This is a genomic window from Candidatus Methylomirabilis sp. (assembly GCF_028716865.1).
Classification (GTDB): Bacteria; Methylomirabilota; Methylomirabilia; order Methylomirabilales; family Methylomirabilaceae; genus Methylomirabilis.
The window spans coordinates 1-15,251 of record NZ_JAQUOY010000040.1; the positions used below are offsets into that span (position 1 = coordinate 1).

The window sequence follows — 15,251 nt, forward strand, 5'->3', positions numbered from 1 at the left end:
CGCGTTCGCCGCGTGCAGGACCTTCGTGATCGCCGCCGTCAGCGTGGTCTTGCCGTGGTCGATGTGCCCGATGGTCCCGATGTTCATGTGCTCTTTCGTCCGCTCGAACTTTGCCTTGCCCATAGATAACTCCTTTAGATACGAAACCGAGTCCGATTACCGTCCGCCGGTCCGCCCACCCATACGGGCCACAATCTCCCCAGCAATACCGGCTGGGACCGGCTCGTACCGTGAAAACTGCATCGTGTGGGCGGCCCGACCCTGGGTCGCTGAACGCAGGTCAGTGGCGTACCCAAACATCTCGGAGAGCGGCACATCCGCTTGAACCACCTGGGCGACAGATCTGGGTTCGATCCCGATCACCCGACCCCGACGCGAGTTCAGATTGCCGATAACCTCCCCGAGGAAAGCCTCCGGCGTTGAAACATCGACCCGCATAATCGGTTCCAGCAGCACCGGCTTCGCCCGACTGGTCGCCTCTTTGAAAGCCATTGAGCCAGCGATCTTGAACGACATCTCGGAGGAGTCCACCTCATGATACGATCCGTCAAAGAGAGTGACTTTGACATCAATGACGGGGTAGCCCGCCACCACCCCGGTATGCAATGCCTCCTTAATGCCTTTCTCCACCGCGGGAATATACTCTTTGGGCACCACACCACCCACAATCTTATTGACAAATTCGAATCCCGATCTGGCAGGGGAGGGTTCCACCTTGATCCAGACGTGTCCGTACTGTCCACGCCCACCGGTTTGCCGCACATACCGGCCTTCAGCCTCAGCCGAGACCGTCACGGTTTCACGATAGGCCACCTCGGGCTTGCCAACATTGGCCTCAACTCGGAACTCCCGTAGGAGCCTATCGACAATGATCTCGAGATGCAGTTCTCCCATCCCAGAGATAATCGTCTGGCCGGTCTCTTCGTCCGTGCTGGCGCGAAAGGTCGGATCCTCATTGGCCAACGCGGCGAGCCCGGTAGCCAGGCGGTCCTGCCCCTCTTTCGTCTTCGGCTCAATGGCCACAGAGATCACCGGCTCAGGAAACTCGATCGATTCCAGGATGATCTGGCTGGTCTCGTCACACAGGGTGTCACCCGTTCGGGCCCCTTTAAGTCCCACAGCGGCTGCAATATCACCAGCAGAAACCTCCTTGATCTCCTCGCGCTTATTAGCGTGCATCTGCAGCAGCCGCCCAATTCGCTCGCGACTGCCGCGCGAAGAGTTGTATACGTGGCTCCCTGAGGTGAGAGTACCTGAATAGACTCTAAAGAAGGCCAGTTGTCCCACATAGGGATCCGTCATAATCTTAAATACTAAGGCTGCGAAGGGCTCGCTTGCCTTCGGGACCCGCACGACAGATTTTGCGCCTGTCGAATCGAGGCCCTCGATGGGCGGCAGGTCAACCGGAGACGGGAGATAGTCCACCACGGCATCGAGCAATGGCTGGACACCCTTGTTCTTGAACGAGGCGCCAGCGAGAACCGGGACCAGCAGGAGTTTGAGCGCTGCGCTGCGAATCGCAGCCTTGATCTCCTCCGGTCCAACTGCGAGACCATCAACATAACGGGCGAGGAAGCTGTCGTCCACTTCAGCGATGGTCTCCAGCAGCCGTTCGCGAGCCTCCTGAGCCAGCGAACGCATCTCTTCAGAAATCTCATCCTCCCGGTAGTTCGCCCCCAGGGTCTCATCATCCCAGATCACCGCCTTCATCCGAATCAGGTCCACGACACCCTCGAAATGATCCTCTCGACCAATAGGAAGCTGCACAACCAATGGAACAGCCCCCAAACGCTCAGAAATCATCTGAACGCACTGATCGAAATTGGCTCCCATGCGATCCATTTTATTCACGAAGGCGATACGGGGAACACCGTACTTGTCCGCTTGGCGCCACACCGTCTCAGATTGGGGTTCCACGCCGGCCACCGCGTCAAAGAGGGCCACAGCCCCATCCAACACTCGAAGCGATCGCTCAACCTCAACCGTAAAATCAACGTGTCCCGGTGTGTCGATAATATTGATACGATGGTCCCGCCAGAAGCAGGTAGTGGTGGCTGAGGTAATCGTTATCCCTCGCTCGCGCTCCTGCTCCATCCAGTCCATCTCGGTGGAACCCTCGTGCACCTCGCCGATCTTATAGGTCTTGCCGGTATAGTACAGGATCCGCTCGGTGGTAGTGGTCTTCCCCGCGTCGATGTGGGCCATGATTCCGATGTTTCTGACTGTATCTATTGGATATGTCTCAGCCATGTCAGCATTCCAGAGTTTCGCGTTACGCGTTTCGGGTGGCGCATGCCAAATCGAGACTCCATACGCGAAACTCGAGACTGGCGGTTACCAGCGATAATGGGCAAACGCCTTGTTCGCCTCTGCCATCTTGTGCGTATCTTCCTTTTTCTTCACCGAGCTTCCACGGTTAGCCGCCGCCTCGATCAGCTCTGCAGCCAGCCGCTCTGCCATCGTCTTCTCGGTGCGCTTTCTCGAAAAGCCAATGATCCAACGGAACGCCAAGGATGTTCGGCGCTCCGCTCGGACCTCCACCGGTACCTGATAGGTCGCACCGCCTACTCGACGCGACTTGACTTCAAGCACCGGCTTGACGTTGTCCACGGCTTGTTTGAACATTCGCAGAGGATCGGTTTTCGCCCGATCCTCAATGATCTTCATCGATCCGTAGACAATCGACTCGGCAACGCTTTTCTTGCCTTGGATCATCATAGTATTGATAAACTTCGTAACCATTCGGTTGCTATAGACGGGATCAGCGAGGGTCTCTCGCTTCTCGGCTACCTTTCGTCTGGGCATTGAGCGTTCTCCGAAACAGTAAGTCTCACACGTGGCCAGAAAATTAAAATCGGCGCTTCAGGCAAGGTCCGTGAAGAACCGATTGTCTCTTCAGTACCGAAGGTTATTAACTGATCTTTGGTCTCTTGGCGCCGTAAAGGGATCGCCCCTGTTTGCGATCCTGGACTCCTGCCGTATCGAGAGCGCCGCGAATCACGTGATAGCGGACGCCCGGCAGGTCCTTGACGCGACCTCCCCTGATCAGCACAATGGAGTGCTCCTGCAGATTGTGACCGATTCCGGGAATATACGTTGTCACCTCAATCCCATTGCTAAGACGGACCCTGGTCACCTTTCGAAGGGCAGAATTCGGCTTCTTCGGGGTAGTCGTGTAGACACGGATACAGACCCCACGCCGCTGCGGACAGGCCTGAAGCGCCGGCGTCTTGGCCTTCTTGATCGCTGCAGCCCGACCCTTACGAACCAACTGATGAATGGTTGGCACCGTTCCTCCCTCTCTTAGGCAATCTGCTGATTATACAGACTCAATTTCTATTGTCAAGCTTTTTAATTACTCGTTTAGTTATCGAGTGGTGCGTCCAGTTCGTCTGGCCCCTCGTCAACGGCCACGTTCGGCCCCGTCAAGGCCTCCCTTGGCAGCGCGACCTCTGGCGTCGAAATCGTCGTCTCCCGGTACCACCTCATCCCTGTACCGGCCGGAATCAGTCGCCCCATGATGACGTTCTCTTTCAGGCCACGCAATTCATCCCTCGCCCCATTGATGGCGGCCTCTGTCAGGACCTTGGTGGTTTCTTGAAATGAGGCGGCAGAGATGAAGCTGTCAGTGGAGAGTGACGCCTTCGTAATCCCCAAGAGAAGCGGCTTGGCGGTGGCCGGGGTCCCCCCCGAGGCCATTGCCCGCTGGTTCTCTTCGAGAAAGATGGCCTTATCAACATGCTCGCCGACCAGGAAATTGGCATCGCCAATCGCCTCGACCCGCACTCGCTTGAGCATCTGCCTGACGATCACTTCAATATGCTTGTCGTTGATCTGTACCCCCTGGAGCCGGTAGACTTCTTGGATTTCATTCACCAGATACTTCTGGAGTTCCTGTTCGCCCAAGACGTCCAGGATGTCGTGCGGGTTAATGGGGCCGTCCATGAAGGGTTCGCCGGCTTTAACCTCGTCCCCCTCCAACACATTGATATGCCTGCGTCGAGCGATCAGGTATTCTCTAGCGTCCCCGTGCTCATCCCTGACGGAAAGCTTGCGCATCCCCTTGACGATCCCACCCAATTCTACACGACCGTCGATCTCAGAGATGACGGCAGCATCCTTTGGCCTACGTGCCTCGAAGAGCTCAGCCACCCGGGGGAGACCGCCCGTAATGTCCTTGGTTTTCATCGTCTCCCGCGGGATCTTCGACACGCTGTCGCCGGCCGACACCATCTGCCCCTCCGCCACCATGAGGTGAGCGCTGACAGGCAGCAGGCAGCGGAAGACGGTCGCGCCATGCTCGTCCTTAATCGAGATCCGAGGTTGCAGGTCCTCTCGTCCGTGCTCCACCACGACGCGCTGGGACAGGCCGGTGACCTCATCCACTTCCTCCCGAATGGTTACCCCATCAACGACATCCCGGAAGTGCACCTTTCCGCCGTGTTCTGCCAGGATCGCACTGGTAAAGGGATCCCATTCCATCAGTATCTGCCCCGCCTTCACCGTCGCGCTGTCCTCGACTTTCAAGTGGGCGCCGTAGACCGCCGGGTAGCTTTCTTTCTTGCGGCCCTTCTCGTCAATGATGCTGATCACGCCATTGCGGTTCATCACCACATAGTCGCCCTTGGCGGTCTTGACCGTGCGCAGGTTCGCGAACCTGACGATCCCCGCTCCCTTACACTCGAGCGTACTCTGCTCGACAGCGCGGCTCGCCGTACCTCCGATGTGGAACGTCCGCATGGTCAACTGGGTCCCGGGTTCACCGATAGACTGCGCCGCCAGGACACCGCATGCCTCCCCCAATTCTACCAGCCTACCGGTGGCAAGGTTACGACCGTAACACTTGATGCAGATGCCTCGTCGCGCCTCACAGGTGAGGACCGAGCGGATTTTGACCCTGTCGATACCGGCATTTTCGATCTTGCTGGCCAATACCTCAACGATCTCCTGGTTGCCCTCTACCAGCACCTCTCCCGTGAATGGGTCATGGATATCATCCAGGGCTACCCGACCGAGCATCCGGTCGCGCAGGGGCTGGATAACCTCGCCCCCTTCGATAAGAGGGGTGACCCATATCCCATTGGGCGTACCACAATCCACCTCGGTGACGATGACATCCTGCGCCACGTCCACCAGTCGGCGCGTCAGATACCCGGAATCGGCCGTCTTCAAGGCCGTATCGGCCAAGCCCTTTCGCGCCCCGTGAGTCGAGATAAAGTATTGAAGAACCGTGAGCCCTTCACGGAAGTTGGCGGTGATGGGGGTCTCAATAATCTCTCCGGATGGCTTGGCCATCAAGCCGCGCATACCGGCCAACTGCCTGATCTGCTGCCGGCTGCCTCTCGCGCCGGAGTCGGCCATCATGAAGACCGGATTGAATTCTCCCTTCTCCTCCGCCTCGATCTCCCGGAACATCTCATCCGACACGCGTTCGGTGACGTGGGTCCAGATATCGATGATCTTATTGTAACGCTCACCTTTGGTGATCAGACCATCCTGATACTCACGCTCAATCTTGACGATCTCCTTGTTGGCGTCGTCGATCAACTTACCCTTGGTGGATGGGATGAGCATGTCGTCGATGCCGATCGAGATACCGGCGAGCGTGGCGTACCTGAACCCGAGGTCCTTCAGGTTGTCCAGGAGCTTGACCGTTTCCGCATTCCCGAGGAGGTAGTGGCACTGCGCGATAAGACGGGTTAGCTCCCGTCTGTTCATCTCCTGGTTAATGAATCGAAGTGTCTCCGGCAGGTGTTCATTAAAAATGCAGCGTCCGGCGGTGGTCTCGATCAGTTCACCGTCGATGCGGACCTTGACGGAAGCCATCAGGGCTACCTCCTCGGCATCATAGGCAGCCTTGACCTCGTCCAGATCGGAGAACACGTGGCCCTCGCCCTTCTCGCCGGCCCTGCTCCTGGTCAGATAGTAGCAGCCCAGCACGATATCCTGGCTGGGAGCGGCAATGGGTGAACCGTTCGCCGGAGAAAGGACATTATGGGGAGCCAGCATCAGGACCGAGGCCTCGATCTGAGCCTCCGGCGACAGAGGCACATGGACGGCCATCTGGTCACCGTCGAAGTCGGCATTGAACGCTGCGCAGACCAGGGGATGGATCTTGATCGCTTCCCCTTCCACCAGCACGGGTTCGAAGGCCTGCACACCCAATCGATGCAACGTCGGGGCGCGGTTCAGGAGAACCGGATGCTCTCGGATCACCTCCTCCAGGGCATCCCATACCTCAGGCTTACCCTTTTCGACCAGCTTCTTCGCGCTCTTGATGGTGGTGACAACACCGTCTTTGAGGAGCTTCCTGAAGATGAAGGGTTTGAACAGCTCGAGCGCCATCTTCTTCGGCAGGCCGCACTGGTGCAGCTTCAATTCCGGCCCCACCACGATAACCGATCGCCCGGAGTAGTCCACCCTTTTGCCGAGCAGGTTCTGGCGGAAGCGTCCCTGCTTCCCCTTCAACATCTCGGAAAGCGACTTCAGAGGGCGATTGTTCTGTCCCTTCAACGCGCGGCCACGGCGGCCATTATCGAACAGGGCGTCCACCGCTTCTTGCAACATCCGCTTCTCGTTTCGGATGATGATGTCGGGCGCCCGGAGCTCAATGAGACGCCGGAGCCGGTTATTGCGGTTGATCACCCGCCGATAAAGATCATTCAGGTCCGATGTGGCAAATCGTCCTCCATCTAGGGGGACCAGCGGCCGAAGCTCAGGGGGGAGGACCGGAATCACATCCAGGATCATCCATTCCGGCTTATTGCCGGAATCGATGAAGGCTTCCACGATTCGCAGCCGCTTGGTGATCTTCTTACGATTCTGCTGAGAGGTCTCCTGGGGCATCTGCGCATGGAGGCCTTCCGCCAATTCACGGAGGTTCAACCGCTTGAGCAGTTCCCGAATAGCCCCTGCACCAATCCCCGCCTTAAAGCCATCCCCATACTCTTCACAGGCTTGGCGGTACTGCTCCTCGGTCAAGAGCTGTTTTAAGGAGAGGGGAGTCTTGCCAGGGTTGACCACTACATAGGCTTCGAAATAGAGGACCTTCTCCAGGTCACGGAGGGATATATCGAGGAGATAGCCGATTCGGCTGGGTACGCCTTTATAGAACCAGACGTGAACGACCGGAGAGACCAACTCGATGTGGCCCAGCCGCTGTCGCCGCGCTTTACTCCTGATCACCTCGACGCCGCACTTGTCGCAGACGACCCCCTTATGCTTGATGCCCTTATACTTGCCGCAGTTGCACTCCCAGTCCTTTGTCGGACCGAAGATCTTCGAACAGAAGAGGCCATCCCGCTCGGGCTTGAACGTCCGATAGTTAATGGTCTCCGGCTTCTTCACCTCTCCGAAGGACCACGATCGAATCTTCTCCGGTGAAGCAAGTCCGATCCGGATGGCCTTGAAGCTGGTGGGATCAATGGTCTTTTCGTCGTAGAACCCGAAAAACTTATCCAACTACGACCTCCACATCCCCTCGCGATTGCGAAATTCCGCACTCCGCAATCGGGGCAGGGCTACTCCTTTTTCAACTCGACATCCAGCGCTAAGCTTTGCAGCTCCTTGACCAGAACGTTAAAGGATTCCGGGAGTCCTGGCTCAAGGGTGCAGTCGCCCCTGACAATCGACTCGTACATCTTGGTTCGCCCCACCACATCATCTGACTTCACGGTCAGAATCTCTTGCAGGGTATGGGCGGCGCCGTATGCCTCCAGTGCCCACACCTCCATCTCGCCGAACCGCTGTCCACCGAATTGGGCCTTGCCCCCCAGGGGCTGTTGAGTGATCAGCGAGTAGGGACCAATGGAGCGAGCGTGAATCTTATCATCTACAAGATGAGCCAGCTTCATGAGGTAGATATAACCGACCGTCACCTCCTGATGGAACGGCTTCCCGGTTCGTCCGTCGTAGAGAACGGTCTTCCCCGTGACTGGGAGACCGGCTCGCTTGAGCCACGTCTTGATCTCTTTCTCCTTGGCGCCATCAAAGACCGGTGAGGCAACCCGCATTCCCATGGCCCCTGCCGCCCAGCCCAGATGAGTCTCCAGGATCTGGCCGACGTTCATCCTGGAAGGCACGCCAAGCGGATTCAGGACCACCTCGACAGGCGTCCCATCAGGTAGATACGGCATATCCTCCTCGGGCAGGACCTTCGCGATCACGCCCTTGTTCCCATGTCGCCCGGCAACCTTATCGCCGACGGAGAGCTTTCGCTTCATGGCCACGTAGACTTTGACCATCTTGAAGACCCCGGGAGCGAGTTCATCGCCTCGGGTCGCCCTGCTGATTCGCTCCTCCAGGAGCGTCTGCAGCACGTGGACCTGATTGTCTGCCGCATCGCCGATCCTGCTCGCCTTCCGACCCAACTCTTCGTCTATTCGCCCTGCGAGATCCATCAGGTTCTCATGGGACAGCTTATCCAGAATCTCACCAGTCAACTTCTTGCCCTTGGGAACCATGACCTTGCGCGTAAGCCTGCTCCGGATCTCCTTGCTGACATCTATACCATCGAGGAGGGAACGCAGTTTTCTATCTCGATCTGCCGCGATGATGCTGATCTCGTCCTCGAAGTCTTTGCGGAGTCGGCTGACTTCTTCATCCTCAATCGACTTGGCTCGCTCGTCCTTCTCGATTCCTTTTCGGGAGAAGACCTTCACGTCGACGACAGTGCCGCAAATTCCGGGCGGAACATACAGTGAAGCGTCCCGTACATCCTCGGCCTTCTCGCCAAAGATAGCACGCAACAATCGTTCCTCCGGAGTGAGCACGGTTTCACCTTTGGGGGTGACCTTTCCCACCAGGATATCTCCGGGCTTCACCTCGGCGCCAATCCGGACGATTCCACTTTCGTCGAGATCTTTGAGCGCGTCCTCGCCCACATTCGGGGTGTCGCGCGTAATCTCCTCCTTCCCCAGTTTGGTCTCACGCGCTTCGATCTCAAACTCCTCGATGTGGATAGAGGTATAGCGATCGTTTTTGACCACCCGCTCGCTGATCAGGATCGCGTCCTCAAAGTTATACCCACCCCATGGCATGAACGCCACTAGGACATTCTGCCCAAGCGCCAGTTCACCGTTCTGGGTCGCCGGACCATCGGCAATGACCTGACCCTTGGCGATTCGCTCTCCTTTGCTCACGATCGGCTTCTGTGTGATGCAGGTATTCTGGTTACTCCGACGAAACTTTATCAGGGTGTAGATGTCCACCCCCGAATCGTTCCCTCCGTCTTCACTTTTGCCGTCCGAGGCGCGAACGATGATGCGGTCAGCGGTCACCGATTCAACAATCCCTCCACGCTGGGCCACCACGACCGCCCCGGAGTCCTTCGCCGCGGGATGCTCCATCCCGGTTCCGACCAGGGGAGCCTCCGGCCGCAGGAGGGGAACCGCCTGACGTTGCATGTTGGCGCCCATCAGGGCACGATTGGCGTCATCGTGTTCGAGGAACGGGACAAGCGACGTAGAGACTCCAACAAGTTGCTTCGGGGCGACATCCATATACTCAACATTCGTTGGAGGAACCGTAATAAAGTTGCCGCCTGATCGCGCCGAGATCCGATCTGACGTGAAGCGTCCCCGTCCGTCCAACTCCGCGTTAGCCTGTGCGATCGTGTACTTCTCCTCTTCATCAGCCGTCAGGTACTCGATCTCGTCGGTCACGACGCAATCCCGGACCTTGCGATACGGTGTCTCGATGAAGCCGAAATCGTTGACGCGGGCATAGGTAGAGAGACTGGCAATAAGACCGACGTTGGGGCCTTCCGGCGTTTCGATGGGGCACATCCGACCGTAGTGAGTCGGGTGTACGTCCCGAACCTCGAACCCTGCGCGCTCCCGTGACAGCCCTCCAGGGCCCAAGGCTGACAGCCGCCGCTTGTGGGTGAGCTCGGCCAACGGATTGGTCTGATCCATGAACTGGGAGAGCTGTGAGCTGCCGAAGAACTCCTTCAAGGCTGCCGTCACCGGCTTGGCGTTCACCAGGTCGTGCGGCATCAGGGTTTCCAATTCCTGTGTACTCATTCGCTCTCGGACAGCTCGCTCCATTCGCGCTAATCCGATCCGAAACTGTTCTTCCAAGAGTTCCCCAGCCGACCGAACCCGACGATTGCCCAGATGGTCGATGTCATCCACGGCAGTTCCGGCCTCCCCGTGCTTCAGTCTGAGAAGGTATCGGATGGCCTCGACGATGTCGTCTACCTGGCCTATCCGCCCCTCCATACCGGCAGGCCGATATCGACGGCACAGAAGGGTATGGACCTCAAGCGGCACCTCAAGGCCAAGCTTACGATTAATCTTCAGGCGCCCGACCTTGGAAAGATCATAGCGCTTCGGATTAAAGAAGATGGACTCGAGGAACACCTTCGTCGCTTCCTCGTTGGGCGGGTCGCCCGGTCGCATTCTCCGGTAAATCTCAGTCAAGGCCTCCTTTTCCGAACGGGTCGAGTCGCGGATAACGTTCTCTCGCATTTCGAACATATCCCGACCATCGAGGCTGGCAAGTACAGCGAAGCTGCTCAGGCCACTCTTCAGGACTCGTTCCAGTATTTCTTCTGTGATCTCCTGCGCACATTCAAGGATCACCTCGCCGCTCTTTGTGTCCACAATATCGGCGGCCGCAAACCGGCCGATGAGATCCTCTCGATACAGAGGCACTTCCGTAATCTTCAGAGCCTGCAGTCGCTTTTGGGCTATCTTCGTGATCCGCTTGGTCGCCCCGAGAATCAGTTGCCTGGTGTGAGGATCGGAAAGATCCCTGCTCACCCGAAAGCCGGTTGCGCCGGGTGAACCCACATGAAGCAGGAACTCCTTCCCCTTCTCTACGCGCACTACATCCCGTTCATGGAAAAGGTTCAGGATCTCCTCGTTGCTCCCGTAACCGATCGCTCGCAGCAGGATCGAGGCCAGAAACCTCCGTCTTCGGTCTACCCGGACATGGAGTACGTCACTCGCATCAAACTCGAATTCCAGCCAGGATCCTCGATACGGGATGAGGCGGGCAGAGTAGAGGACCTTGCCGCTCGGGTGCGTCTTACCGCTGTCATGGTCGAAGAAGACCCCTGGGGAGCGGTGGAGTTGGCTGACCACAACCCGCTCCGTCCCATTAATAATGAAGGTACCCTGCGGCGTCATCAAAGGCATCTCTCCAAGGTAGACCTCTTGCTCTTTAATGTCCCTGATGCTGCTGGCCTCGGAGCCGACTGGCTTATCCCAGACCATCAGGCGAAGGGTCACCTTGAGTGGAACGGAGTAGGTCATCCCCTTCTCCAGAGATTCCTCCGCACCGTACTTGGGCACCCCGAACTCATACTTTACAAAACCCAGGGACGCCGAACTGTCATAATTGAAAATCGGGAAGATGCTGGCGAAGGCCCCCTGAAGCCCGATCTCCTCGCGCGCGTGCGGGGGAACTTTCATTTGCAGAAACTGATCGAAGGACCGCCGCTGAATCTCAATCAGATTAGGAATAGAGATGACCTCTTTGATCTTGCTGAAATTCCAGCGCTCAGCAGCCGCGCTCTTCTTCACGAGGGCCATACGTCCTTGACTCCTTATACTTCCTGTACTACTTGAGTTCTGCGGTGGCGCCAGTGGCCTCGAGCTTCGCCTTGATCTCCTCCGCCTCAGCTTTCGACAGCCCTTCCTTCACCGGCTTAGGAGCGCCTTCGACCAGGTCCTTTGCCTCTTTCAGGCCAAGTCCGGTGATTGCCCTCACCTCTTTGATCACCTGGATCTTCTTTTCCCCCACAGAAGCGAGGATGACCGAAAACTCCGTCTTCTCCTCAGTTGGCGCCGCTGCAGCAGCAGCAGCTCCTCCTTGGCCAACCGCCGCCACAGGCATCATCGCTGTTGCAGAGACGCCAAATTTCTCCTCAATCCCCTTCACCAGTTTGTTGAGGTCCAAGACAGTCCAATTCTCAATCGAGTCCAACACGTCATCAACTGTGACCTTTGCCATCGTCACTCCTCTCCTTGACTGCGTAGTAACACATGTACCGACGATGCCCAGGCCGCTTCAGGCCAAGGCCGGTCTCTACCCTTTCTGCTGCCTCACTGCCTCCAGGACCATCAGGAGGGAACGAAGCGGCCCACCAAGTACAGCGACAAGACCGCGAAGCGGGGATTGCATAATGCCAGCAAGCCTCGCCGCAAGCACCTCACGCGAGGGGAGATCGGCGAGCGCCATGGCATCTTGCCCCGCCAGCACCTTTCCCTCCGCGAAGCCGGCTTTAATTTGGAAGGTCGGTTTCGTCTTGATGAAAGAGGCTAAGAGCTTGGCTGGCGCGGTAGGATCACCTTTGCCATGAACAATCGCTGTCGGGCCAACAAGGTACGGCCTCAGTTCCTGGAGCTCAGTCCCCGTGGTGGCCAATCTGGCGAGGGTGTTCTTGACGACCTGAAAAGCCATCCCCTGCTGCCGGAGCAGTTTTCTCAGTTCAGTCAACTCGCTTACAGTGAGACCCCGAGGGTCTGCCAACATGGCAACCGTCGCCCCTGCCAGCCCGGTCTTCAGCTCATCAACTACCGCTGCTTTTTCCGCTCGCTTCACTGTCTCCTCCCTGCAAGGCAAGGTGGCTGCCTAGCTCTTTGCCAACCCCACCAGGGTGTCAAGGTCTACCGTGACGCCAGGCCCCATTGTCGACGATATGGCGACCCCATTGAGATATCGCCCCTTGCTGGAGGCCGGCTTGGCCCGCAGCAACGCCTCCAGCAACGCTACGGCATTCTCGTAGAGCTGGTTCGCCGTAAAGGAGGCCTTGCCAAAAGGCGCATGCACGATCCCTGCCTTCTCCGTGCGATATTCAATCTTTCCACCCTTAAACTCCCTGACCGCCCTTCCAACATCGAAGGTGACGGTGCCAGTCTTAGGGTTTGGCATCAATCCCCGAGGACCGAGGACCTTTCCGAGGCGTCCCACCAGACCCATGACATTCGGGGTAGCAATTGCCCGATCGAACTCAAGCCACCCCTGTTGAATTTTCTCTATCAGATCTTCACAACCAACATAATCGGCACCAGCTTCACGAGCATCTTTCTCTTGTTCGCCCTTTATGAAGACCAGTACCCGAACACTCTTCCCTGTTCCATGGGGCAACACGACTGTACCCCTCACCATCTGATCAGCATGCTTCGGATCAACCCCCAGGCGGACAGCAATGTCCATGGTCTCATCAAACTTCGCGCCGGCATTCGACTTCACCACCTCTATCGCCTTCGCCAAGTCGCACGCGCCCACCCGTGTCACTGCTTCAGCGGCCGTCCCGTACCGTTTTCCAGCTTTCGCCATATCTCACTCCGAAGAAAGGGTGTATGGTGGCGGGCGGAGAGAAAAGAACGGATCATCTTCTCCCTATACCCTTCACCCTGTTCTTAGACCACCTCAATCCCCATGGTTTTCGCCGTTCCCTCGATAATCCTGACAGCCGACTCAAGCGATAGCGCATTCAAGTCCGGCATCTTCGTTCGCGCAATCTCTTCCACCTGCTTCCTGGTCACCTTTCCTACCTTTGTGCGGTTCGGTTCCTTCGAGGCCTTCGCGATTCCAACAGCCTGCTTTAACAAGATTGCCGCTGGGGGAGTCTTGGTAACAAAACTAAAGGTTCGGTCTACGTAGATAGTGATGACAACGGGAATCACCAGGCCCTCTTCTGATGCTGTCTGTGCATTGAAGGCCTTGCAGAACTCCATGATGTTGACACCATGCTGTCCAAGCGCAGGGCCAACCGGCGGTGCTGGATTGGCCTTGCCTGCAGGGACCTGAAGTTTTACGATCGCTGTAACTTTTTTCGCCATAAGGACCTCGAATGAAGAAGCTGTTAGCTATGAGCTGTGAGCTGCTCGTTCAGACCTTTTCAACCTGTAGGAACTCAAGGTCCACCGGAGTCGGCCTTCCGAAGATGCTGACCATCACCTTTAACCGCCCCTTTTCGGGCTTCACCTCATCAACGAGACCGGTGAAGTTAGCAAACGGACCATCGATGACCCGAACACTTTCTCCACGAAGGAACATCACCCTGTGCTTCGGCCGCTCGGCCCCCTCCTCTACCTGCTGCAGGATGGTTTGCACCTGCTCCTCTGGAACCGGAGTTGGTTGGGTGGCTGGGCCAACAAAGCCGGTGACTTTCGGGGTATTCTTGACGAGATACCAAAGCTGCTCGGACATCTCCGCCTTGATCAGGACGTATCCGGGAAAGAATTTCCGCGAGGAAACCGTTCGTTTACCCTTTTTGAGCTCAACCACGTCTTCTGTGGGAATCATGACCTGGGAGATCTTATCAGATATCCCTAGAGCAGCAGCCCGTTGTTCAATGCTTTCCTTCACCTTGTTTTCAAAACCTGAATACGTATGAATGACGTACCAACTTTGTGATATGGCTTGATCTGCTGGCATCGGCTGACCTGGCTACCTGACCACAAAGGTGAGCAGCTTCTGTAACGTAATGTCTATGGCCCCGAGAAAAAACGAAAGAATAAAAACCGACACGATGACAACGACAGTGGACCCCACAACCTCTTTCCTTGCGGGCCAACTAACCTTTTTCAGCTCAGTCCTAACCTCTTTTAAAAATTGCACCAGCTGTTGCCACCGCTCCATCATCGTCGTCTTTCTACTCCTCCTGCTCTCCGTCTTCGGTAGAAGATCTCACTCAAACCTCAGTTCTGAGGAAGATGGCTCTGATAGCATCGAAACGCCATCGAGTATTTCCCCCTCGGGAATTGCGAAAGGTTCTCGCGCCTTCACATGGCAGGCCAGGAGGGATTTGAACCCCCAACCCTCGGATTTGGAGTCCGATGCTCTGCCGTTAGAGCTACTGGCCTCTTAAGGGTTTCGAGTTTTGAGTTTCGGACTGTTGCAATCCTCGCTATCAGCGTTACGCTCGAAACTCGAAACTATTTACTGTTACTTAGCTTCCTTGTGAGCGGTGTGCTTGCGGCACCAGCGACAGTACTTGCTCAGCTCAATTCTCTCTGGCGCATTCTGTTTATTCTTCGTCGTTGTGTAATTTCGCCTTTTGCACTCGCCACAGGCCAACGTAATTATCTCACGCATCGATGCTCCGTACGCTCCCTACTCTATCTTTGAAGGATAACTCTCGCACCTGTAAGCCGTAAACCTCAAGCGACCCCCTACTCCATCACCTCGCTCACCACGCCGGCCCCCACGGTGCGGCCCCCCTCGCGGATCGCGAAACGCAGTTCCTTCTCCATGGCGATCGGCTGAATCAGTTCGACCGCGAGACTCACGTTGTC

13 protein-coding genes, 1 tRNA gene and 1 pseudogene are annotated in these 15,251 nt (G+C 56.9%); all 15 read right to left on the reverse strand.

Annotated features, from left to right (window positions below; genetic code table 11):
• The coding region (locus tag PHV01_RS12060) for a GTP-binding protein (protein ID WP_337291419.1) at positions 1-123 on the reverse strand (123 nt) is incomplete at its 3' end.
• A 33-nt stretch (positions 124-156) separates the two neighbouring features.
• Positions 157-2,250 carry an elongation factor G gene (fusA, locus tag PHV01_RS12065; protein ID WP_337291408.1) on the reverse strand — a complete coding sequence of 698 codons (2,094 nt, stop codon included), beginning with the start codon at positions 2,248-2,250 and terminating at the stop codon, positions 157-159.
• Positions 2,251-2,334: 84 nt separating this feature from the next.
• Positions 2,335-2,805 carry a 30S ribosomal protein S7 gene (gene rpsG / locus PHV01_RS12070; protein ID WP_337291409.1) on the reverse strand — a complete coding sequence of 157 codons (471 nt, stop codon included), beginning with the start codon at positions 2,803-2,805 and terminating at the stop codon, positions 2,335-2,337.
• Positions 2,806-2,911: 106 nt separating this feature from the next.
• Entirely contained in the window at positions 2,912-3,289 is a 378-nt protein-coding gene (gene rpsL / locus PHV01_RS12075) for a 30S ribosomal protein S12 (RefSeq protein ID WP_337291410.1), read from the reverse strand.
• A gap of 74 nt (positions 3,290-3,363) precedes the next feature.
• Positions 3,364-7,461 carry a DNA-directed RNA polymerase subunit beta' gene (gene rpoC, locus PHV01_RS12080; protein ID WP_337291411.1) on the reverse strand — a complete coding sequence of 1,366 codons (4,098 nt, stop codon included), beginning with the start codon at positions 7,459-7,461 and terminating at the stop codon, positions 3,364-3,366.
• Positions 7,462-7,520: 59 nt separating this feature from the next.
• Positions 7,521-11,537: a DNA-directed RNA polymerase subunit beta gene (gene rpoB, locus PHV01_RS12085; RefSeq protein WP_337291412.1), complete on the reverse strand. Its 4,017-nt coding sequence runs from the start codon at positions 11,535-11,537 to the stop codon at positions 7,521-7,523.
• Positions 11,538-11,565: 28 nt separating this feature from the next.
• Complete coding sequence (rplL, locus tag PHV01_RS12090) at positions 11,566-11,958, reverse strand: 50S ribosomal protein L7/L12 (protein ID WP_337291413.1); 393 nt, start codon at positions 11,956-11,958, stop codon at positions 11,566-11,568.
• 75 nt (positions 11,959-12,033) lie between these two features.
• The gene (gene rplJ, locus PHV01_RS12095; protein ID WP_337291414.1) at positions 12,034-12,549 is read right to left on the reverse strand and encodes a 50S ribosomal protein L10; all 516 of its coding nucleotides are present in this window, start codon (positions 12,547-12,549) and stop codon (positions 12,034-12,036) included.
• A 30-nt stretch (positions 12,550-12,579) separates the two neighbouring features.
• Positions 12,580-13,287, reverse strand: coding sequence for a 50S ribosomal protein L1 (gene rplA, locus PHV01_RS12100; protein WP_337291415.1), 708 nt, complete (start codon positions 13,285-13,287; stop codon positions 12,580-12,582).
• Between the two features lie 83 nt (positions 13,288-13,370).
• Positions 13,371-13,793 (reverse strand): 50S ribosomal protein L11, encoded by a 423-nt coding sequence (rplK, locus tag PHV01_RS12105; RefSeq protein ID WP_337291416.1) that lies wholly within the window; start codon positions 13,791-13,793, stop codon positions 13,371-13,373.
• 49 nt (positions 13,794-13,842) lie between these two features.
• Positions 13,843-14,373 carry a transcription termination/antitermination protein NusG gene (nusG, locus tag PHV01_RS12110; protein ID WP_337291420.1) on the reverse strand — a complete coding sequence of 177 codons (531 nt, stop codon included), beginning with the start codon at positions 14,371-14,373 and terminating at the stop codon, positions 13,843-13,845.
• A 30-nt stretch (positions 14,374-14,403) separates the two neighbouring features.
• On the reverse strand, positions 14,404-14,598 hold the full coding sequence (gene secE, locus PHV01_RS12115; protein ID WP_337291417.1) for a preprotein translocase subunit SecE: 195 nt from the start codon (positions 14,596-14,598) through the stop codon (positions 14,404-14,406).
• A gap of 145 nt (positions 14,599-14,743) precedes the next feature.
• Positions 14,744-14,819: transfer RNA gene (locus tag PHV01_RS12120), tRNA-Trp, on the reverse strand.
• A gap of 82 nt (positions 14,820-14,901) precedes the next feature.
• Complete coding sequence (rpmG, locus tag PHV01_RS12125) at positions 14,902-15,051, reverse strand: 50S ribosomal protein L33 (RefSeq protein ID WP_337291418.1); 150 nt, start codon at positions 15,049-15,051, stop codon at positions 14,902-14,904.
• 77 nt (positions 15,052-15,128) lie between these two features.
• Positions 15,129-15,251 (reverse strand): annotated as a pseudogene (tuf, locus tag PHV01_RS12130) (elongation factor Tu); the annotation flags it as partial.